The sequence below is a fragment of the Halomonas dongshanensis genome, assembly GCF_024790395.1.
GTDB lineage: Bacteria > Pseudomonadota > Gammaproteobacteria > Pseudomonadales > Halomonadaceae > Vreelandella > Vreelandella dongshanensis.
Genome location: NZ_JAJISC010000002.1, coordinates 166,730 through 188,410, shown reverse-complemented (window position 1 = coordinate 188,410; position 21,681 = coordinate 166,730). Strand labels below are relative to the sequence as shown.

The window sequence follows — 21,681 nt, the reverse complement described above, 5'->3', positions numbered from 1 at the left end:
CTCAACCTGCGAGAGAAGCCTCCTCGGCCTTACGCCACTGGCGGGGGCTTGCGCCGAACCAGCGTTTGAACGCGCGGGAGAAGGCGCTGGTTTCGGAATAGCCCAGCAGCAGCGCCATATCGGAAACGGGGAGCTTTCTTTGCTGCAGATAGTGCGCAGCAAGCTCGCGGCGAACACCATCCACCACGCTAGAGAAGTTGACGGCTTCGTCGTGCAGGCGCCGCTGCAGCGACCCACCGGACATCCCCAGCCGCTCGGCCACGCGCTCAAGCATCGGCTCACCTTCGCTCAGCATCAGCTGCACTTGGCTGCGGGTCTTCTCGACGATGCCTTGATGGGGAGTGACGCTATTTAGCCGCCGAATGGTGTCCTGCAGCACCATCAAGAGAACGGGGTCGCTTTCGGGCATGGCGCAGCGCACATCCTGCTTGGGAATCACTAACGCATTGACCGGCTGCTCGAAGTAGACCGGCGCATCGAAGACCTTGCAGTGCTCGTGCCACTGTTCGGGCCGAGGATGCTCGAAGTAGACCTCGCGCGGCGCCCAGTGCGGTCCTAAAGCATGGCGTATCAGATTGAGGATCATCCCTAGCGTTAGCTCGGCGTCCTGGCGGCGGCACAGAATGGCACCGTGGCGCACCTGGTAGTCGAAGCGCCAGCATTCACCGGTATCGACCCAGCGGGTCAGGGTATCGTGCTGATGAAAGGGAAATGCCGCGACCACGTTGGCCAGCGCCTGCTCCAAGGTGGCCGAGCAAAGCCCGATATAGCCAATCAACCCAAGCGCCTGAGGCTTGAACTGCTTGCCGTAGTGCAGGCCGAAGTTATCGAAGTGGGCGTGGCTGGCAGCCTCTTCCATGACCTGGCAGTAGTTGGCGAGCCCAAGGCTCAGCGTTGGGCTCGCCAATAGCGCAGGGTCAATGCCGCTGACCCCAAACACGTGATCGATATCCCCGCCGTGACGGGTGATGAAACTGCCAAGCCCTGAAGCCGCCGCCGACAGCACGCCACGATTGCCGGTAGCCGTGGCGGGAGCGGCGTCCATCAGTGCTGGATGAAGCGAAGAGGTGAACATGGCGGCCTCTGAAACGTAAACGAGTAAATGGCAATGCCGAGCAATATTCGCGCCACTCCATCTGTTCGCTTACGTGGCGAAGCCTCCGCCGCTCAACCTCGTCTCTCACGCCTTGTTAAAAAGCCTCGCCTTTCAGCGTTTGCTCAGCTCTGGTGCATCACGCACCAATCGGGAGCCGCGTGCCCTCCAGATAGCGCTTACACAGCCGCACGGTATGGCCCACCCACTCGGGGCCGAGGCTCTTGGCCATTTCGGTATCGGCATGAGAGGCCACCCAAGCGGTCATTTGAATGCGGCGCTGCATCAGCAGGCTAGGAATGATCGCGCGCTCCTCTTCGCTAAGCGTGATGACGTCTTCATAGCCCTTCAGCCACTGCTCGACCCAGGCCTCGGCGTTGGGGTGATGCTCTTCGAAGCTAATGGCGGCCGCCAAGTCGTGCAGGTACCACCCCATACCGCAGTCGTCGAAGTCGATGACCCGGGTTTCGCCCTGGTGCATCAGCAGGTTGGTCAGGCGCAGGTCGGCGTGGATCAGCCCATAGCGGGAGGCGTCCTTGCCAAACCCGGCCATTGCCTCGTCGATGTAGCGCAAGGCCGTCTCGACCACGCGCTTATCATCGAGCGAAAGCCCCGGAGCGTCGCGCCAGTCGCCCCAGTGCCCTTCGGGGCCCACCATGGTGGCGTGGTTCCAGACGATGCGCTGAAACCCTTCGGGTTGCGTCCAACCACGGCTGTGCTCGTGCAGCTTGGCCGTAATGCGACCAAGCTGGTGGAACGAGCGCGGGTCCACCTCGGTGGTTGGCATCTCGCCCTCCATCCAGTGAAAGAGCACCGCGTGACGCTCGCTGCCATCGGGCAGGCTCAACGTTAGTACGCGCTCACCGCTGGCATCCGCTATCGCCTCGGGCACCTGGATACCGGTGTCGCTCAGGGCGTCGAGCCAGACAAGTTCGCTTTCGATATCGGCTTTTTGGTGGTAGTTGGCGCGATGTAGGCGCAGGGCGTAGCGCTTACCCGCCGCCGTAATGACGAAGGTGGCATTCTCCGACCGGCACAATAACGCGACCTCGCCCTGAAAGGGCGGCGCATAGCGCGTCATGGCGTGCTCGGCCAGCCGGGTCAGGGTGGCATCGTCCAGGGTGTCGTACTGCTCGGCGCTCATGGGTCACTCCTTGTGTTGTCCTTGGATGGCACTAGCATGGCGCGCGCCAGTCGGCAGCGCTTGACCCCGCACCATGCCGAGTTGACCCAAGCGCGCAGTGTCGGCGCCATCGGCGCCGAGTTGACCCAAGCAAGCGCGGGGGTACGCCCTACGGTCAAGTGTGCGCTGCCAGGGGGTGGCATCATCGAGGCAGCCACCGCCGGTAAGGCGCCCACGCTTAGGAGGAGTTATGCCCGTACGTTCGACCATCATGGATACCAACAGCTTTCGCGCCGAGCACGCCGAGGCGCTACCCGCCGACATTCGTCGCCTGACTCAGCGGCGCAGCGACGTACTGGGCGAGTCCTACCGTCTGTTCTACCGCGAGCCGGTGCATTTGGTGAAAGGCCAGGGGCAGTATCTATGGGACGCCGAGGGCAAGCAGTACCTGGACGTATACAACAACGTCGCCAGCATCGGCCACTGCCACCCTGCCGTCATCGCTGCGGTGCACGACCAGATGCAGAAGCTCAATACCCATACCCGCTACCTGCACGAGCGCATTCTCGACTACACCGACGAGCTGCTGGCTACCCTGCCCGCCGAGATCGACCGGGCCATGTACATGTGCACGGGTTCGGAAGCCAACGACCTGGCCATGCGCGTGGCCTACGCCTATAGCGGCGGTACCGGCATCATCGTGAGTCAGGAGGCCTACCACGGCACCAGCTATCTGACGTCCGGCGCGTCACCGGCGCTGGGTAGCGGCCAGCCGCTGGCGCCCACCACCCGCTTAGTCTCGCCGCCGGATCGCTACCGCGTCGATGCCGAGGATCTCGGCGCCTGGTTCGCCAACGAAATCCAGCGCCAGATCGATGACTTGGCGGCCCACGGCATCAAGTTCGCCGGGTTTCTCGCCGACTCGATCTTCTCATCCGACGGCGTGCTGCCCGGCCCACCGGGCGTGCTGAAGCAGGCGATCGACGTGGTGCATGCCAATGGCGGTATCTTCATCGCCGATGAAGTCCAGCCGGGCTTTGCGCGTACCGGCGACGCTTTCTGGGGCTTCGCCCGCCACGGCGTAGTGCCGGACGTCGTCACCACCGGCAAGCCGATGGGGAACGGCATTCCGGTCTCGGGGCTTTTAGCCAAACGCGAGGTGCTCGCGGCCTTTAGCGATCAGGTGCCTTACTTCAACACCTTCGGCGGTAACCCGGTCGCCATGGCGGCGGCCCAGGCGGTGCTGACGACGATCAAGGAGGAAAACCTACAGGCGCACAGCCAGAAGGTCGGCGCCAAGGTGCTGGCAGAACTGGCAGCGCTGCAGAAGACCCACGAGTGCGTGGGCGATGTGCGCGGCGCGGGACTTTTCATCGGTTTCGAACTCGTCAGCGAACGCCAGAACAAGACCCCAGACAAGGCGCTGGCGCTGGATGTGATCGAGGCGCTGCGCCAGGAGCGCGTGTTGACATCGGTCGCGGGCCCCCACGGCAACGTGCTCAAACTGCGTCCTCCGCTTGCCTTCCAAGAGGCGGATATCGACTGGCTGGTGGGCGCACTCGACCGCTGTCTGACTCGGCTAGGCCGCTAGCGTGTCGTAAATGGCGACCGTCAGGGCAGTGACGAAAGGATTTTTTTCACGCTAGCTACGTATTTTTCTACGTGGTTTCATGCCCTTGACTGTATTACATTCGATTTCACCCTGCGGGCGTCGCCCGCCATGTCAGCGATTGAGTACCACCAGCGAAGAGGAAGCGTTTGATGTCCAATAAAGCCATTGAAATCTACACCAAGCGTCGTAGCCAATACGTCATCGGCAACGATCTACCGATCAGCCAGGAAGAGACCACGGCGCTGATCAAGGAAGCGGTACGTCAGGCGCCCTCCTCGTTCAACTCGCAAAGCTCGCGTGCGGTAATTCTGTTTGGCGAGCAGCACGACAAGTTCTGGCAGATCGTCATGGAGACGCTGCGCAAGATCGTTCCCGCCGACTCTTTCGCGCCGACCGAGAAGAAGGTCAATAGCTTCATCGCCGGTGCCGGTACCGTGCTGTTCTTTGAAGACCAGGACGTGATCAAAGGCTTGCAGGAGCAGTTTGCCCTCTACGCCGATAACTTCCCGGTCTGGTCCGAGCACTCCACCGGCATTGCCCAGTTCGCGGTGTGGACGGCGCTGGCCGAGGCCAACATCGGCGCGACGCTACAGCACTACAACCCGATCATCGACGACGCCGTTGCCGAGACCTTTAACATTCCCGCTTCCTGGAAGCTGCGCGCGCAAATGCCGTTCGGCTCTAACGAAGCCCCCTTCGGTGAAAAGACCTTCATCGACGACGAACAGCGCTTCATGGTTTTCTCCTAAGCCATCTTCGTCCTACATCGAGTATCGCCTGGACGTTAGTTCAGGCGTTACTTCGACATACAACCGCGCCCGCAGGTTAGCCCTGCGGGCGCGGTTGTATTCGCGCTTTCATTGTCTTTTCATTCACCGCTTGGCGGCTTGGGTTCGCTCGTCGCCGTCACGCTATGGTGGGGTTTGATGCCTTCAGCGCGGGCCACGTCCTCGTGGCTCAAGACCATCACCTCACGCGGCCACCAGTCGGGATGATAACGGCGAATATAGGTGAGCAGTTTTTCACGAATCTGCATCTCCGCAGTCCAGCCCGAAATGGGGTCAGAGGCCATGAAGTAGGCGGTGACCACCAGCGTCGTCGCCGTTTGCCCGGTAACGTAGCACAATAGCTTGTGGTGCTCGACGACACACTCCTCCTCCTTGGCGTACTCCATGAACTTCTTACGCAAAAGCGCTATATCGGCGCTTAGGTGCAGTATCACCTCCATCTGCCGATACATTTTGGCACTCTTGACCGACAGATTCTGGAACGGTTTGGAGACGAAGTAGGTCACCGGCACGACGATGCGCCGCTCATCCCAGACGCGCAGACGAATGAAGGTGTAGAAGATCCCTTCCACGTAGCACCACTCGCCCTCGAAGATGACCAGATCTCCAATCCGGATGGGCTTGGCCAGCGAGAGCTGAAACGACGACAAAATATTGCCAAGCACCGCCTGCCCGGCAATACCCACCAGCACCGCCAGTACGCTTGCCGAAGCGAGTAGCGAAAGCCCCAGGGTTTCGAACAGCTGGATTTGACTCAGTACGTAGATCGATACCGCCGAAACCATGACCAAGATGATGGCACGACGTGTGGCGTAGAGCGTGGTGAGAAAGCGCCGCTCGTCCTTGGGCTTGGTGTCGTCGATCTCACCTGCCAGCCGTCTGGCCATGTTGAGCATTAGCGTATCGACGAGACGCAGGGCGATGGTGCCCACTCCCCAGGCTGCAACAGCGATCAGCAATACGCGAAACGTCGTCGTCGCCACCGCCGAAAACGATACCACGTAGTCGAGCAGGGTCTGGGTGACCAGCGACATGACGATCAAGGAGACCGGTATCTTGATTCGCCCGGTGAAAATACTGCGCATACCGGGCGGCAGCCACTTGGCAAGCAGCCCGACCAGAGCATATACCCCCCAGCCAAACCCTGCGATCAGCAGTAAAAAGAGCGGTAGCGCTACCCACTCCCAGATCATCAAGGCGCCGAGCATCTGCTTATAGCGCTCGGGAATGTGCTCCTCGAGCATGGAGGGGCCATACTCTTCGAACAGGAGGGGAATCGCCGAGACGCTCTCAGGCGTGATCAGCCATACCGGATCTTCGTTCTCGGCCTTATAGCGACCAAGACGTATATCGTAAGCTTGACCATCGACGCGCAGCGACGTGAGTTCGATGTCGCGCCGGGTCATACCCGCCATGGGGTTCTCACCCGAGCTATCTACGATGATGGCGTCCTGGCGACTCGGCAGGTTGGAAGGGTTGAGCTGGTCGCCACGTTGGAACACTTCGGCCAGCTGCTGCGCTAGGGTGCCACCCTTTTCTTGTTGCTCGGCCTCACTCAACTCGGAAAGATTGAGCAAGTGGGCCGCAGCGGCGTAGTCGCCCTCCTCGGTCAAATCGAGAAAGCTTCTGGCCGCTTCGCGTGGGGTGGCACGGCTGACCTCATCGGGCACCTCCCCAAGCCCTGGGTTTAGCGCGTCAATCTTAAACCACTGGGTGGTCTCCTCCTCTTGCGCCAGCGCCATCGAAAAACCAGCGAGCATCAGTACGACCGCCAGAGCCGCTCGCCAACACCATGAATCCTTTGCTTGCATACGTCTTACCGTGTAGTGGGCCAATGGCCTATATGCCTGCGAGCACCGCTTATACTCGACCACCTAAGCCTAGGCAAAAAAGCAAACCCCGCATAATTACTTATGTAATATCCACTTACATTAAGTACACACCGATAACCTACTATACTGTCATCGTCATATAGGCGTCGTGGCTGTAGCTACGCGGAGCCTTTTCGTATCCGCACTCTCTTGGTGCGTGCCTTGACAACGCTATGGGAGCACCATGGGTCTTCAGGAAATTGCGTTTGGCGGCATCTTCATCAGCCCGCTTTTGGTCTACGCGCTGCTTGGCTTCATCGCCACCTTCGTGGTGCGCACGCTGCTGCATTGGGCCGTAGGCCAGCGGGCGCTGTGGTACGAGGCCTGGTTCGATATATCGCTGTTCGTCATTCTCACCGCCACCATCACCTTCGTATTCACGCTACTGCTCGAGAGTTACTGATGCGCCACTCGCTACGCATACTGCTTACATTGATCATCGTCGCGTTGGCCGTTGCCGCCGGGATCTGGCTGTGGAACTACTACCTCTATACCCCCTGGACCCGCGACGGCCGGGTACACGCCGATGTGATCACCATCGCGCCAGACGTCTCGGGCTGGGTGCGCACCCTCGACGTGGCCGACACCGACCACGTAGCCCAAGGCGATACGCTGTTCACCATCGACGATGCGCGCTTTGCTGCCGCCGTAGCCAGCGCCGAGGCCACGGTGGCACACCGCCAAGCAACGCTCGAGCTCAGCCAGGCCGAGGCCAATCGGCGCAATCAGTTGGGCAACAGCCGGGCAATCAGTGCCGAGAACCAACAAATCGCCCAGGTCGACTCGCGCGTAGCGGCCGCCGACCTGCAGCAGGCCGAAGCGGACCTTTCCGCCGCCCAGCTCGACCTCGAACGCGCCCTGGTCACCGCCCCCGCCAGCGGGCACATCCTCAACGTCCAGTTTTCGGCGGGTAACTTCGTCAATCGCGGTACCCCAGTAATGGCGCTGATTCGCGACGACTCTTACTACGTGGTGGGCTACTTCGAGGAGACCAAGATGAGCTCGGTGCGCGTGGGCGATCCGGCCGAGGTGATTCTGATGAACGGCGACGTGCATCTGGATGGCCGCGTAGCAGGCATCGGGCGCGGCATCGCCGATGCCAACACCACGCTCAACCAGCAATTGCTGCCCCAGGTACAGCCTACCTTCAACTGGGTGCGCCTGGCGCAGCGTATACCGGTGCGCATCGCCCTCGACCACATCCCCGACGAGACGCTGCTTAGCGTGGGCATGACCGCGACCGTCCGCGTTCGCCCCGAACAGCCCGAGTAGCGCATGAACCCGTTCGTCAAGACCTACCTGATGCCCGAGGCCACGGCGGTCAAATTCGCCATCAAGACCACCGTGGCGATGATCCTGGCGCTCTACATTGCCCTCTTTTTCGATCTCGAACGCCCCTACTGGGCGCTGATCTCTGCGGCGTTTTTGCAGATTCGGCCGATGAGTGGCATGGTCATCGAGAAAGGTATCTGCCAGCTCGGCGGCACCTTCATCGGCGCGCTGATGGGTATCGTCATCATGGCGCTGTTCGCTCAGGCGCGAATTCCTGCGCTGATCACGCTGACGCTATGGATCATGCTGTGCACCTACGTCGGCTCGCTGTGGCGCAATAACTACACCTACGGCTGCTTGATGGCCGCCGTCACCGCCATGCTGATCGTGGTGATCGCCAACGGCAGCACCCCGGCGGGCATCTTCGACATTGCCGTCGCGCGCCTGGCCGAACTCAGCCTAGGGGCCATCTGCGCTACGCTGGTCAGTTCCCTGCTATGGCCTTCGCATGTAGGCGGGCACCTGGCCACCCAAGCCGACACCGTGATCAACGAAGCGCTGACCCACGCCGCGCTTCGCCTTAGCGCTAGCGACGACATTCCGGCGATGCAAAAGGCCCTGCGTGCGAGTCTAGGCGCGCTGACGCTGCTGGAAACCGACAGCCAAGCCGCGCGCTTCGAAGGCCCCGAGGGGCCAGGGCGCGTACGTGCCACCCACGTGCTGACCCGGCGTACGCTGCGCTTTTTGGCCAATCTACACGCCCTGCATCAGCTGCTGCACGATCACGCCGAGCGCCTCTCCCCGGCCAGCCTTGCCCTGGCCCAGGAGATCGCCGATGGGTTTCGCGCCGCCGAAGACGCCACCGGCGTCCCCATTGCGCGGGAGCAGCTTCAAGCCCTGCGCCACCGTGTTCATGCCTGTGCCGACGAAGAGGACCAAGCCCCGCTCGACCGCCGCCTGCGCTTGGGCCTGCGCGAGACCCTGGGGCATGCCATGGTCATGCTCGACGCGCGCGAGGCAATCGCCGCCCCTGGCGCCCATAGCCTGCGCTCATCGCCGCTTGCCTGGCACCGCGATCATTTAGCCGCAGGCATCAATGCGCTACGTGCAGGCCTGGTCTTTGCCGCCTTGGCCACCTTCTGGGTGCTCACCGCCTGGAACAGCGCCATGATCGCCATGCTCCTCGGCACGCTGTTTTCCGCGTTCTTCGCCAGCCGTGACAACCCCGTCATGGTCACGATGATGTTCTATAAAGGAATGCTTGCGGCCATTCCCAGCGCCTTTTTCTTCGGTCACGTACTGCTTTCCCAAGTTCACGATTTCGCCCTGCTCGCAGTGGTCTTCGGCACGCCGCTGTTCTTGGGGCTAATGGGCGCCACCAACCCCGCCACCATGGGCTACTGCCTGGCGTTCACCATCTTCAACATTCTGCTCACCATGCCCGGCAACGGCATGGATTTCTCGTTCGATAGCTTTGCCAACCGCGTGGTCGCCGTAATCATCGGCTTGACCTGCGTGGCGATGAGCTTTCGCCTGCTGCCAGGACTCGGCGCTGGGCTGCGCCGACGGCGGCTGATCGATGCCATCTCGAAAGATATTTACGGGCTACGCAAGCGCTCGATTCGCAGCGCCGAAACGCGCTTTAGCGGGCGCATGGCCGACCGTCTGTTGCAGCTGGCCCAGCACGACGACATGCTCCCCGAAGAGCAGCGGCATCTGTTCATACTCGGCTTGACCGGGCTCGATGTGGGTACGGCGACGCTGCGCCTGCGCGACCGCCTCGACGACGCCCCGCACCCGCTCGTGCGGCGTGCGCACCGCCAGCTACTGAGCGCTCTGGCCACCGGGTTCGAGCAGAGCGCGCGCGGGCAAGCGCCCGACGGCGTGCTCGAGGCGGGCAACCGGCTCGACGAAGCGCTCGCTAACCACGCGCAAACGCCGGAAAAACAGCGCGAGCTTCTGATGGGGCTCGTCCAGCGACTAGCCCTCTCGCTCGAACGCCTGGCCAAGACCATGGCCACCAACCCACGCGCGGCACAACGTAACGAGGCCGCCCAGCAGGCGGCCTCGGGGTAGTCAGCGGACTAATCTCTAATACTAATCTCTAATACTTAAGACTCGACGCGAAACGCCATGGTGGCGTTTACCGCCTGCTTCCAACCGGCGTAGAGCTCATCACGCTTTTGTTCGCTCATTTTGGGGCTAAAGCGGCGCTCTATGGCCCACTGCGTGGTGATCTCTTCACGAGATTTCCAGAAGCCTACGGCCAAGCCAGCGAGATAGGCCGCCCCTAGCGCGGTCGTCTCGTTGACTTCGCAGCGCAGCACATCGACGCCAAGAATGTCCGCCTGGAACTGGGCAAGGAAGTCGTTGCTGATCGCGCCGCCGTCGGTGCGAAGCTCAGCCAGGGCGATATCGGCATCGGCCTGCATCGCCTTGAGCACGTCGGCGCTTTGGTAGGCCAGCGACTCGACCGCCGCGCGAATGAAGTGCTCTTTTTGGGTGCCGCGCGACAGCCCAAACATGGCCCCACGCACGTTGGAGTTCCAGTAGGGGGCGCCAAGGCCGGTGAAAGCGGGCACCATGTAGACGCCGTCGTTGTCCTTGGCACGCTCGGCGTAGGCTTCCGAGTCGGAGGCTTTTCCCAACATGCGCAGGCCATCGCGCAGCCACTGAATGACCGAGCCCGCCACGAACACGCTGCCTTCCAGGGCGTACTCCAGCGTACCGTCCACTTCCCAGGCCACGGTGGTCAGCAAGCCATTTTGTGAAGGCGTGGCGTTGGTGCCGGTATTCATCAGCGTGAAGCAGCCGGTGCCGTAGGTGTTCTTGGCCATACCGGGCGTGAAACAGGCTTGGCCGAAAAGAGCGGCGTTCTGGTCACCGGCGATACCGGCAATCGGTACTTCCTGACCGAAAAAGAACTTGGGCAGAATGCAGCCGTACTCTTCGCTCGAGGATTTGACCTCGGGCAGCATCGACTCGGGCACGCCGAACAGCGCCAGCAGCTCCGGGTCCCAGCAGCGTTCGCGGATGTTGAAGAGCATAGTGCGCGACGCGTTACTGACGTCGGTGACGTGCACCTTACCGCCGGTAAGGTTCCACACCAGCCAGGAATCGATGGTGCCGAAGAGCAGATCGCCCTTCTCGGCCTTCTCCTTGACCCCTGCGACGTTATCGAAGATCCACTTGAGCTTGGTGGCTGAGAAGTAGGCATCGATGACCAGTCCCGTCTTCTCGCGGATCATCTCGGCGTGGCCCGCCTCGCGCAGCTCGTCGCAGATCTCGGCCGAGTGGCGCGACTGCCAGACGATGGCGTTGCTCACGGCCTGGCCCGTGTGCTTGTCCCACACTACCGTGGTTTCACGCTGGTTGGTGATACCGATGGAGGCAATCTCGGCTACATCGACGCCGCTATTGTTGATCACCTCGGTGAGCGTAGAGAGCACGCTGGTCATGATCTCGCGCGGACAGTGCTCGACCCAGCCCGGCTGAGGAAAAATCTGCTCGAATTCGCGCTGCGCCATACTTGCAACGCGCCCCTCATGGTCGAATAGCATTGCCCGCGAGCTGGTGGTGCCCTGGTCGATCGCGAGAACGTATTTTTTCTGACTCATGAAATGCCTCTCCAGCGGTGGCTGTTAAAGGAAAAAACAAAAAGGTGACGATCGAACGATATCAGTAAACATGGGCGACGAGACCGGCCAACACGCTACCGATCAGCGGCCCGGCAATCGGCACCCAGGCGTAGGCCCAGTTGCTGCCCTGTTTATGTTTGATGGGCAAGAGCGCATGCGCGATACGCGGCCCAAGATCCCGCGCGGGATTGATCGCATAGCCGGTCGGCCCCCCCAGAGAAGCACCAATCGATACCACGAGCAGCGCCACGGCCAGCGGCCCAAGCCCCGAAGGCGTATGGCCGAACATGATGATGACGAAGATCAACACGAAGGTACCGATGATCTCGGTGACCAAGTTCCAGCCGTAGGAGGCGATGGCCGGGCCGGTGGAAAACGTCGCCAACACGGACGAAGCATCTTCGGTGGCATCGTAATGCTTTTTATACGCCAGAAAGCAGCCCACCGCCCCCAGAAAGGCGCCGATCATCTCCGCACTCAGATAGGCGAGGGTCGTTGCCAGCGTAATGGGAATGCCGGGGGCATATTCGGTAGCGGGGCTGGTCAATAGCGCAATGGTGACCGCCGGATTGATGTGCGCCCCAGTGTCGTAGGCGACATACACCGCGCAGAACACCGCAAGCCCCCAGCCAAAGAAGATGACGATGCTGTCACTGCCGCGACCGTTGGTGCCGCTAAGCAGCACGTTGGCCACCACCCCGCAGCCAAGCAGCGTCAGAATGGCCGTACCGGCGATTTCGTGCAGAAAAATGGTTCCAAGCATGGTTTCCCAACCGTGGTTTTGACTTTTGGTTTTTAGCTAAGCTGTTGAACGAGGTTTTTAACCAAGTTTTCTTAATTTTTAGCGGCGTTTTCCACGCCTGCCCTGCCGAAGCCCGGGCTGACCGATGAAGACGTGGCAACGATCCAATTTCCATTGCGAAAATACCATTTTCCTTTTCGACATCCCATCGCCATTATCGAAAAAAACACCATACACATTCGAACATAGTGAAAATCATCGCCACTCGAATGATTTTAAAGGGGTTTGATCACATTTTAGACATTAGTGTAAGGCGCCGATCATGTCATAAAACAGCGGCTTAATGCCTAGCGGTGCAAAAGGCTAGCATGTCCAAAAACGAAAAAAGCGCTCATCGAGTCTCAAAAGAGACTCAATAAGCGCCTGTGGTCACGGCGTAAGGGATACGCCTTAGTGGCGGAAGACGAACTCCGAGCCATCAGTGAAACGGCTGAACCGATAGATAGACGGATCGCAGGTCGGCGTTTCGCCTGCGATCATCTCGGCGAGCATTTCGCCCGAAGCCGGTGCCGTGGTCAGGCCATTGCCCGAGAACCCAGTGATCACGAAAAGCCCCTCGATATCGGGTACATCGGAGATGATTTGGGTGGAGTCAGGCGTGGCATCGATCATCCCTCCCCAGCGCTCTTTGATCTCGGCCTGCTCGTACTGCCGATAGGCACGGCGCAGATGGGCCAGGGCCTTGTCCACCTCAGTGTGGTCGACGCTACCCGACAACATGCGCACCTCTTCGAAGGGAGTGGTTTCCTCGGCAGACCAGCGCGACTTCATGCTCAGTGAAGCGAAGAAATCGCTCGACAGGCGTACTTTGATCAAATCTCCCGAATGCCTCAGCGCGGGCATGAAATCCATGAGCATACGGAAACTCTGGGTAGTGATCGGCGCTACGTTGGACGATACGCCCACCGCCGTTTCGCCATTAGCCATTTGGCGCCAGGCGAAATCGGGCCCGTAGCCCGCCCCCGGTAAGGCCGCGTCGATACGGCTCAAACGCTGCATTGAGGAGGCAATGGTCAACTGCGGCAGGTGCACACCCATATTGCCAGCAAACAGCGACGACCAGGCACCGCCTGCCAACACCACCCTCGGCGTACGGATGTAGCCCATCTCCGTATGCACTCCGGCGATGCGTCCGCCTTCGCGCTCGATGGTTCGCGCGGCACAGGGCGCAACGATGTGCACGCCTTCGCTCATGGCGCCACGGGCGATGCGCGACACCGAATAGCGCGGCTCGGCGGTGCCGTCGCTGGGTTGGTGTAATGCCGCCTTGTACTGCGATCCGGCACCGGGGATCAAGGCGTCGAGTTCGGCCCCAGTGAGCAGTCGAGCGTCCATCTGCGGCTGAGCCTGCAAGGCCTCACCCAGCCACTCTTGGCTATGGGCGACCTCTTCGTCGCTTGCCAATAGCGAGGTATTACCCGTCTGACGAAAGCCAATATCCTCACCAAAGCGCCCCGCAAAACCTTGCCAAAGGGTCTTGGAGCGATTGGCGAGTTCCAGTTTGCCCAGATCCCAGCCGTTGGAGTAGACCCAGCCAAATGCCCGGCTAGATTGCTCGCCCGCCACGACGCCCTTTTCCAGCACGACGGTGCTAAGCCCCTTCTGGTTCAAAAACAGCGCCGTGGAGATACCGGCAATGCCTCCACCAATGATCACCACGTCCGCTTCGGCTGGCAACGTGGTCGAGGTCGCCACCCCTTCGGCACGCGGAATTTGCGACTCCAGCCGCCACCCCGGGCGGGCGCCGTACGTCGCTCCCAAAAATCCACCCACCACACCACCGGCAATACCCGTACCGGCGGCCAAGAGAAAACCGCGCCTCGACATCTTCATCGCGTCACCTTTTGAATAGCGCCAGGGCGCTGTTGAAAACGACCCTATGCGGAAGAGCGAGCAATTATGACTGATCAGTCGGAAAATAAAAAGCCACGCTATATCCGCCGTGAGCACGGCGAAGAGGGCCTTGACACCCTATCGCCACTTACCAAGACTGCACGCTCGCAAAAGGGAGAGATTAGATGGCGCGTAAAAAGGAAATTTCACTGGAGCGCATCCTCGACGCCGCCGACGCCGTGATCATGGAAAGCGCTGGTCGTCATTTTACGCTGGACGCCGTGGCCGAGCGCGCCGGGATCAGCAAAGGCGGGCTGGTGTACAGCTTCGCAACCAAGGATGATCTGGTCGCAGCAGCCCTTCAGCGTGAAATGGATCGGGTTCAAGTAGCCGTGCGCAGCCGTGCAGGTACCAATTGGAACCACAAGGGAAAGCGCCTGCTGGCCTATCTCGACGAGGCATTGACCGAAGACGAGCGGCTGATTCGCCGCGCCTCGTTTCTGATGACGGCGCTGCTACACACGCCCGAAAAATCGCTGCCCGCGCGGGAGTATTACCGTTCACTTTTCGACCTCTTCGAGGACGACAGTCGTAAAGGCAAGGAGATTCGCCAAGCGATTCTGGCCGTTGAGGGCGTATTCCTGCTACGCGGTATCGGCCTTGCTGCCCCTACGCCTCAAGAGTGGCGCTCGGTGCTCCAGCACGCCCGCGATACCGTCGCCAGCGCGCTAGAGGAGATATGACGGTGCATAGCCGAGGTTCCCGACCGCTCCCTACTCCGGCACGTAGATCATCCGCCCGTCGTCCATGCGGTAGGTAACCCCGGCGCGTGCACCCTGCCCTTGGCCGACCTCACCGCTGGCTTCGTAGCGGGTAAGCTCCTGGCCCTCCTTGATGGTGATGCGCATGTCCTCTTCGCCGGGATTTTCGATCACCACCACCTGCTCCTGGGAAAACGGGTTGAGCGGGTTTTGGGCAATCACCACCATCAAGACGCCGATGATGACCAAAAACAGATCGATCAAGTTGACGACCGAGAGCATGGGGTCGTTGTCCTCTTCATCGAGAAAGCGCATTACACGACCTCCCGTGAACGCTCACGCTCGATGTCGCGCAGCTCCTGCAGCAACCAGCGGCGGCGCACGGTCAGGATGAAGTAGCAGATGCTAGCGGCCAGCAGCGCCAAAATCACCGCCGAAAAGGCCGCCACCATGTTGGCGCCCACGGCGGCTGCATCGTTGGCGCCTAAGGCTAGAAGCGCCGGTCCCATGGGGATCATGGTCGCGATCAAGCCAAGCATGGGAGCTGTGCGCGATACGATGCGCAGCCATTCGAGCCGACGCATGATCCAAAGCTCCAGATCGTCGCTGGCCACCCACGCCGTTGCAGCGTTTTGCTCGGTGCTTTGTTCACAGCAGCGTTCGCAATAACGCCGAAGCGCGCGCGGCGAAACGCCCAAGCGGCGCTGACAGGACTCGACCACAAAGGCGCCGAGCATGACCAGCGCGTAGGCCAGCGCCGCGACGATCAGCAGCCACACCGGCCCGAGAAAGACGCGCGAGGCGTCGTACAACAAGGTTTCCATATCACTTAGCAGCGGCATACAAAGCTCTTATCGATGAATTAGTCACGCGCCCGTTCGGGTCGACGAAGGGGGATGACGGCCTGCCAGGCGCTACCCAGCAACACTAGCGCCAGCATGAGCGCCATGGCCCACCAGCGGCGCGCATCGTCTTCTTGCTGGCCGACCTCGACGGCTTCGAGCACCTGGCCCTCCACGGTCTGCGAAGCGTCAGCACGCGCGGCGCTGGGCTCAGCGGGCGCTGCGTTCGCTTCAAAGGGGGCAGGCTCGCTTGCGTGCAGGCCAAAGCCTTGCGCCAGTTCGGCGATGAACTCACGCGTGACGGCAGCCCCCGTCGCCACATCGAACTCGCTTTCCAGCGTTTCAAAGCGCTCGGCCAATGCCTGCTGGGTCTGCTCGGAGGCCTCCCAGTAGCCCTTGCGAATCGCTTCGGCCATCCGTTCGAGCACCTGCGCCTGAGCGGTTGGGTTATGCGTCTCGAACCACTCGTTGGTACCCAGCTCGCGGGTATCGTTGACGTAGGTATCGAACAGCGCCTGCCACTGGTCATCGCGCACGGTGGAGGGGTCCATCACCTGCCAGCCAAAGAGGTTGTTGGTGGCATCGAGCACCTCGAGCGTGCCCGCGTAGCCCTCGGCCTGCATGGCACCGATCCACTGCGGGTTGAGATAGCGCGCTCGCATCTCGTCGCTCAAAAAGCGCGCAAGCCCCGTGGTCGTGACGCCCTCACGCGCGTCGGTGATCAAAAGCTGCGGCGCGGCGCCATCCAGATGGCGTATGGCCGCAGAGAGCCCGCCGAGAAACTCGAAGGGGTGATCGGTGGAGAGCACGCCGTGCACGTTGGAGGAGCGCGACATGATCGCGGCCTGCGTTCCACGTAGCTGCTCGGCCAGCAGGTTGGCCTCAGCCGGGGTTTCGCCCCACCCCTGGGCGCCATAAGCGTAGCGGCTGCTGGTCAAAAACTGCTCGGCCAGCACGCCATCGTCGTCCCACTCGGTGGAGCGCAACGCCATCTCGGTCACGCCGGTGCCATAAGCGCCGGGCGCGTTACTGAAAAGGCGCCGCTCGGCTAGGCGTCTCGCCTCATCAGCTGCCAGGCCCTGCGCTTCGAGCGCGTGGGTAATGCGCTGGGTATTGGCGGCGATGGGATTGTCTGGCTCGTCCAACTGCGCCAAACGCTCCATGGCATCATCCAGCAGGCGCATGAAGCTATCGAACTGGTCGCGATAGACCCCGGTGACCTGAATCACCACGTCGACGCGCGGTCGACCCAATTCTTCGCGGGGGATGATCTCGAGAGCGGTGACGCGGCCGCTTGCATCCCATACCGGCTTGAGCCCCAGCGCATGGAGAATTTGCGACTCGCTCAATCCCAAATGGCGAATCGCCTCCGAAGACCAGAGGCTGAACGCCAGCTTCTGCGGCCACTCCCCAGCGTGCTCGGCTCGAAACGCGTCGACCAGCTGATCGAACGCCTGCTCACCGGCGGCGTAGGCGGCCTGGGTGGGGAGCTTGTCGGCCTCGAAGGCGTATAGGTTACGCCCGCTCGCCGCCTCGGGGTTGCGAATGGGGTCGCCCCCGGCGCCGGGCGCGACGAAACGCCCGGCAAGCCCTGCCAGAAGCGCCTCGTTCTCCTGCGTATCGCTCAAGCGCTGGGCGTACTCGCGCGCCTGAGGGGCCAGCGCTTCGAGCGTTTCGGGCAGCGCCGCGGCGTCATCGAGCATCCGTTCGACCGCCTGATAGGCCGGGTTATCGGGCAAGGACTCGGCGTCGCCTGCGTAGAGTTCGTCGCGCGCAATGCCAAGTGCAGCGTAGAGCGGCTCCCCCAGCTGCTGCATGATCGTGGTGATGCGGTGCTCCGGGGCGGCAGGCTGGCCGAAGGTATGCAGGCCAAGCGGCATCGCGACCCTGGCAAGCTCGTGAAGGTGGTCGTGCAGCTCGCCGAGGAAGGTATCGAAATCCGCGTCGATGCGCGCCGCGCTCCACCCCAGGTCGTCACTTAGGTGGCTCTCCCTCGCCGCCTGAATGATCTCGTTTGCGACCCGCGCCTTGACGCTCCCTTCATCGAGCTGCTGGTACTCGTGGATGCGTTGGTGCATATCGCGCAGCTGGTCATAGAGCCCTGCGGGGGCAAAAGATGGCGTTTGGTGGCTGACCGTCACCGCGCGGCCGCGCCGCTTGGCCTGAATGGCTTCGCCGACGTTGTCCTGGATATAGGGGTAAAACACCGGAATATCACCCACCGCGAGCCAAGGGTAGTCGTGGGCAGCCAGACCGCGATCCTTACCCGGCAGCCACTCCTGAGTACCGTGGGTGCCCAGGTGGATCAATGCCTGGGCTGCGTAGACCTGCTGGAGATAGAGATAAGACGCCATATAGGCGTGATCCGGCGGCATAGCAGTATCGTGGTAGTGCGCCTGGGCATCCACATGGCGCGGCGGCTGCGGCATGATCAATAGATTGCCCAACTGCCAGCGCGGTATGACGAAATAGCGCTCACCATCGATTTGACGCAGCATGCGGTGATACTCGGGCGCGCCGCCCATCTCGCGCATCGCCGCCTGCTGAGCGGCTGGCAGCGTCTGAAGCCAGCGCTGATAGTCGGCCAAGGGATAAAGCCCGACCAAGTCATCGGCGATCAAGTCATCCAGCGCCACTGCGTTATAGAAACCGCTGAGCAAGCGCTGGCTAGTGGCGATGAGCGTCTCCTCGTCGACCTCCTCGCCCATACGATAGCCCGCCGACGCCAGCGCTTGGCGAATCGATAGCACGCTGCGCGGCACGTTGAGGTTGGAGGCCCCCAGGTTCTTCTCTCCCGCCGGATGATTCCAAAACAGCAGCGCCAAGCGTTTGTCTTCGGCGGGCAGGTGACGCAGTGCCACAAGATGCTGCAGCTTACCGATCAAGGCATCGACCTGCGCGGGTAGCAGCACTTCGCGGCCAGCTTCCACGGCAGAGAGCACGATAGGATCGCTGATGCCCCACACCTCCGGCGCGGCGAGAAACACCGCCGTGGTACGCGGGGCAACGCCGCTGGGCGCATCGAGCCAGTCGTCCGCCTCTCCCTCACGAAAGCGCAGGGTCTGAATGACGGGCACGTCGAGCGCGAGAAAATCGCGCTGGCGCTCGGTACCATTTTGCATATGCGAAAGATTGACCAGCACGTCGATATTCGCGGCCGCCAGGACCTCGGCCATGCCTTCCTGGACATTCTCTCCCAGCCAGAAGACGATGGGCACGAGCCCCGCCGCCTCGACGCGCGCCACCAGCGTATCGATCTCGTCGGTGGCCATGCTACTGATCATTCCCTGATGGACGAAAAACGCCACCCGGCCAGCCCCATCGTCTGGCGGGTGGCCTTGCCATGCCAAATACTCCTCGACATCGCTAAATAGCGCATCGGCAGCGGGATGGTACATCCCGGTCGCGGGCAGCGTGTCAGGCGGCGCCAGCAGTTCAGGCGCTGGCGGTGAGGAGGTCTGTACCGCTGCCGTCAGAGAAAAGAAGCGGCGAAAGTTAGCCTCGCCTCCGGCGGCGTACAGCGCGGCCAGCGGGCCTGCGTAGTGAGGCGATAGGCGCTCCCAGGCAGGGCGCCCGCCGCCTACGCTCAACAGCGGCGCGCTCATGGCGTCTGGAAGCGCCGCCAAACGCTGCTCCACGGTCGCGCGATCATTGGGGCGCGGGGTATCAGCGACCACCAACGACGCCGACGCCAGTGCTGCCTCCAGCGCTGGCAGTGACGCCGACTCGACGCTCAAATGGTCGAGTACGACATTGGCTTCAGCGGCGATTAGCGCCAGCCGCTCGAACTTCTCGCGCGTGACGAAATCGGTGTGGAGCACGACGATGCGCCAGGATTCAGACGCTTGCGCCCAGGCAGCCGCCGCCTGCACGCTTGCATAAAGGACCGCTAGCCAAAGCGCCATTAGTGGCACCAGACGCAATAAGCGTTGGGCGCGCAGGGCACCCCGGTAGCACCACGCCTTGACCATCAGAAGCGCACCGTGACACCGGCAAAGTAGCGCCGCCCTTCGTCCGCTCGCTCGTAGACGCTCGCCTCGTCGTTGGCCAAACGCTCGTCGCCCAGGTTCTCAATCCCGGCCTGCAGGCTGACGTTAGCCGTCAGGTCATAGTCGGCATACCAGTGCCACAGCGCGTACTCGGGGCGATCATCTTCGCTGTCCGAGCGGTATTGGGTGCCGATGTACTCCACCTCCATGCGCGTGGTGAAGGGCGCAGCAGGGGACCACGCCAAGGCGGCGTTGGCGCGATGGCGCGACCGATCTGCCAGGCGCTCGCCCGTAGTACGGTCCTCGGCATCCAGATAGGTATAGTTGGCCGATAGCTGCCACTGCTCGCTCAGCGCGACGCCCGCCGTCAGCTCAAGACCTTGAAGGCGAGCACGCGCCACGTTGTCGTAAGCCAGGCAAACGCGGCCGGGCTCATAGCAAGTCGGCTGGCGCACCGTCTCGATTAGGTTACGCACGTCGTTGTGGAACACCGTCGCACCCGCCGACCAGCGCCCCTGCTCGAACGCCGCGCCAAGCTCGAAGGACTGATTGGTTTCTGGCTCGAGATCGGGATTGCCGCGAATGATGCCGCGCCCACCCATGGCTGCGCGCGATTCGAACTCGGGTGAAAGCTGCTTTAAGGTAGGCGCCTTGAAACCGCGCCCGCCTCCAGCTCGCAGCGTGAGCGCATCGCTGGGGCGATAGAGCACGTAGGCGCGCGGGCTCACCTCGTAGCCAAAGTCGTCGTGGTGATCGAGGCGGCTGCCCAGCACCAGCTCCCACTGCTCGTTGAAGTAGATCTCATCCTGACCGAACAGCGCGTAATGCGACTGCGACTGCTTACCTCGGGCATTGATATTGGGATCTTCCAGGCTTTCACGCCGCGCCTCGGCGCCCAGCGTCAACGCATGGATCTCGCCTGCGAGAAAGTCTATCTGGCCATCCAACACGGTATCGACGAAGCGATTGGGGCTCGTGGTATCACCGCCGTCGCTGCGCCAGGCATCGCGGTCGAGCGTGCTGCGATAGAGCCGCACTTGGCTATCGCCCCAAGCCCAATCGCCATAGTGAGCCGCCGAATAGCGCCGCCGCTGTACATCGTTATCGGAGGCGTAGGAGAGCCCGCGTGTGCCACCGCGAACGCCCTCTTGAGTTTCATTACCCGCATCCACGGCGACGTCGATACGCTGGGCATCGTCGGGCGTCCAGCTCAGGCCGATGTGGCCGCTGGTGGCGCGCTGATCGTCGAGTGCAGTGAGCGCCGGATTCTCGGCATCTTGCAGCGCATCGCGATGGCGATACTCGCCCCAGGCGTTGAATCCAAGCGTTCCCGGCACGAGCGGGCCGCCGACGTAGAAACCGCTCTTGTAGGCATCCCCATCGAGCCCGTGGTCGTTGATGAGGGCGTAGCTCGATGCCGAGCCCTGCCACTCATCGGTCGCCGCGCGGGTGATGATGTTGACCACGCCGCCCAACGCTTCGGAACCATACAGCGACGACATGGGCCCGCGCACGACCTCGATGCGCTCGATCGCTTCGGTCGGCACCCAGCCAAGCTCGAAGTCGGAGTGGGCGATGGCGGATGCCGACGAGTTGATGCGCTGGCCGTCGACCAACACCAGCGTATGTTCGGCGTTCATACCCCGAATCGATATCCCCTCACGCCCCAAACCGACGCTGCCAATATCCACTCCCACGGCACCGCGCAGAGCATCAGCCAAGTCGTTGACGGGACGGCGGCGCAGCTCGTCGCCGTCGATCACTGTAACGCTGGCGGGCGCATCGGCAACGTCGCGCTCGGACGCCGTAGCCGTGACCACCACGCGCGAAAGCGCCTGCTCACGCGGCACCGATACTTCCCCAACCGCCTGCGCCCACACCATTCCCCCCGGCACCCCTGCCGCTAAACAGACAAGGGCAACATTACGTTTTATCTTCATTATCGTTCGATCCCAGATTTTTAGTCGTTATCAAAGCCGCTACCGCACCCACGTACATCGGCGTCGAAATATAACGTAATAACATATCAATTTGGAACAAAACGACGCCGGGTACTC

Annotated in this window: 17 protein-coding genes; 6 read left to right on the top strand and 11 right to left on the bottom strand. The window is 61.8% G+C overall.

Annotated features, from left to right (window positions below):
- Nucleotide 1: 1 nt before the first annotated feature.
- The 3 genes from qhpR to LLY24_RS04380 all read right to left on the bottom strand — a co-directional run bounded on the left by qhpR (nt 2) and on the right by LLY24_RS04380 (nt 2,422).
- Nucleotides 2–1,075 (bottom strand): AraC-like transcriptional regulator QhpR, encoded by a 1,074-nt coding sequence (gene qhpR, locus LLY24_RS04390; RefSeq protein ID WP_259035066.1) that lies wholly within the window; start codon nt 1,073–1,075, stop codon nt 2–4.
- A gap of 157 nt (nt 1,076–1,232) precedes the next feature.
- On the bottom strand, nt 1,233–2,237 hold the full coding sequence (locus LLY24_RS04385) for a phosphotransferase enzyme family protein (RefSeq protein ID WP_259035065.1): 1,005 nt from the start codon (nt 2,235–2,237) through the stop codon (nt 1,233–1,235).
- The gene (locus LLY24_RS04380; protein WP_259035064.1) at nt 2,234–2,422 is read right to left on the bottom strand and encodes a hypothetical protein; all 189 of its coding nucleotides are present in this window, start codon (nt 2,420–2,422) and stop codon (nt 2,234–2,236) included. The genes LLY24_RS04385 and LLY24_RS04380 overlap by 4 nt, the downstream gene beginning before the upstream one ends.
- Nucleotides 2,423–2,466: 44 nt before the next feature.
- Here LLY24_RS04380 and LLY24_RS04375 point away from each other — a divergent pair, with 44 nt between their 5' ends.
- Nucleotides 2,467–3,807: an aspartate aminotransferase family protein gene (locus LLY24_RS04375; RefSeq protein ID WP_259035063.1), complete on the top strand. Its 1,341-nt coding sequence runs from the start codon at nt 2,467–2,469 to the stop codon at nt 3,805–3,807.
- Nucleotides 3,808–3,977: 170 nt separating this feature from the next.
- Nucleotides 3,978–4,577 (top strand): nitroreductase family protein, encoded by a 600-nt coding sequence (locus LLY24_RS04370; RefSeq protein WP_259035062.1) that lies wholly within the window; start codon nt 3,978–3,980, stop codon nt 4,575–4,577.
- 119 nt (nt 4,578–4,696) lie between these two features.
- Here the strand turns inward: LLY24_RS04370 and LLY24_RS04365 are convergent, their stop codons facing one another.
- The gene (locus tag LLY24_RS04365; protein WP_427854533.1) at nt 4,697–6,427 is read right to left on the bottom strand and encodes a mechanosensitive ion channel family protein; all 1,731 of its coding nucleotides are present in this window, start codon (nt 6,425–6,427) and stop codon (nt 4,697–4,699) included.
- A gap of 244 nt (nt 6,428–6,671) precedes the next feature.
- On the opposite strand from LLY24_RS04365, the gene LLY24_RS04360 reads away from it, so the two are divergent.
- From LLY24_RS04360 to LLY24_RS04350, 3 genes are read left to right on the top strand one after another with little or no spacing between them, the layout of a single operon-like run.
- The gene (locus tag LLY24_RS04360; protein WP_259035060.1) at nt 6,672–6,890 is read left to right on the top strand and encodes a DUF1656 domain-containing protein; all 219 of its coding nucleotides are present in this window, start codon (nt 6,672–6,674) and stop codon (nt 6,888–6,890) included.
- A complete protein-coding gene (locus tag LLY24_RS04355; RefSeq protein WP_259035059.1) occupies nt 6,890–7,759 on the top strand; it encodes an efflux RND transporter periplasmic adaptor subunit in 870 nt (289 codons plus the stop codon). Before LLY24_RS04360 ends, LLY24_RS04355 begins: the two co-directional genes overlap by 1 nt.
- Nucleotides 7,760–7,762: 3 nt before the next feature.
- Complete coding sequence (locus tag LLY24_RS04350) at nt 7,763–9,835, top strand: FUSC family protein (protein ID WP_259035058.1); 2,073 nt, start codon at nt 7,763–7,765, stop codon at nt 9,833–9,835.
- 35 nt (nt 9,836–9,870) lie between these two features.
- Here the strand turns inward: LLY24_RS04350 and glpK are convergent, their stop codons facing one another.
- From glpK to LLY24_RS04335, 3 genes are all read right to left on the bottom strand, one after another.
- Nucleotides 9,871–11,376 (bottom strand): glycerol kinase GlpK, encoded by a 1,506-nt coding sequence (gene glpK / locus LLY24_RS04345; protein ID WP_259035057.1) that lies wholly within the window; start codon nt 11,374–11,376, stop codon nt 9,871–9,873.
- A gap of 61 nt (nt 11,377–11,437) precedes the next feature.
- Nucleotides 11,438–12,160, bottom strand: coding sequence for an MIP/aquaporin family protein (locus LLY24_RS04340; protein ID WP_259035056.1), 723 nt, complete (start codon nt 12,158–12,160; stop codon nt 11,438–11,440).
- Between the two features lie 429 nt (nt 12,161–12,589).
- The gene (locus LLY24_RS04335) at nt 12,590–14,032 is read right to left on the bottom strand and encodes an NAD(P)/FAD-dependent oxidoreductase (RefSeq protein WP_259035055.1); all 1,443 of its coding nucleotides are present in this window, start codon (nt 14,030–14,032) and stop codon (nt 12,590–12,592) included.
- Nucleotides 14,033–14,217: 185 nt separating this feature from the next.
- On the opposite strand from LLY24_RS04335, the gene LLY24_RS04330 reads away from it, so the two are divergent.
- A complete protein-coding gene (locus tag LLY24_RS04330) occupies nt 14,218–14,775 on the top strand; it encodes a TetR/AcrR family transcriptional regulator (RefSeq protein ID WP_259035054.1) in 558 nt (185 codons plus the stop codon).
- A gap of 30 nt (nt 14,776–14,805) precedes the next feature.
- Here the strand turns inward: LLY24_RS04330 and LLY24_RS04325 are convergent, their stop codons facing one another.
- Genes LLY24_RS04325 through LLY24_RS04310 form a run of 4 tightly spaced genes read right to left on the bottom strand, consistent with a single transcriptional unit; the run spans nt 14,806 to nt 21,564 of the window.
- Nucleotides 14,806–15,108, bottom strand: coding sequence for a DUF2149 domain-containing protein (locus LLY24_RS04325; protein ID WP_259035053.1), 303 nt, complete (start codon nt 15,106–15,108; stop codon nt 14,806–14,808).
- The gene (locus LLY24_RS04320) at nt 15,108–15,635 is read right to left on the bottom strand and encodes a MotA/TolQ/ExbB proton channel family protein (RefSeq protein ID WP_259035052.1); all 528 of its coding nucleotides are present in this window, start codon (nt 15,633–15,635) and stop codon (nt 15,108–15,110) included. Before LLY24_RS04320 ends, LLY24_RS04325 begins: the two co-directional genes overlap by 1 nt.
- A 20-nt stretch (nt 15,636–15,655) precedes the next feature.
- Entirely contained in the window at nt 15,656–19,606 is a 3,951-nt protein-coding gene (gene cobN / locus LLY24_RS04315; RefSeq protein ID WP_259035051.1) for a cobaltochelatase subunit CobN, read from the bottom strand.
- Nucleotides 19,606–21,564, bottom strand: a complete 1,959-nt coding sequence (locus LLY24_RS04310) for a TonB-dependent receptor domain-containing protein (protein ID WP_259035050.1) — start codon at nt 21,562–21,564, stop codon at nt 19,606–19,608. The genes cobN and LLY24_RS04310 overlap by 1 nt, the downstream gene beginning before the upstream one ends.
- Nucleotides 21,565–21,681: the final 117 nt, after the last annotated feature.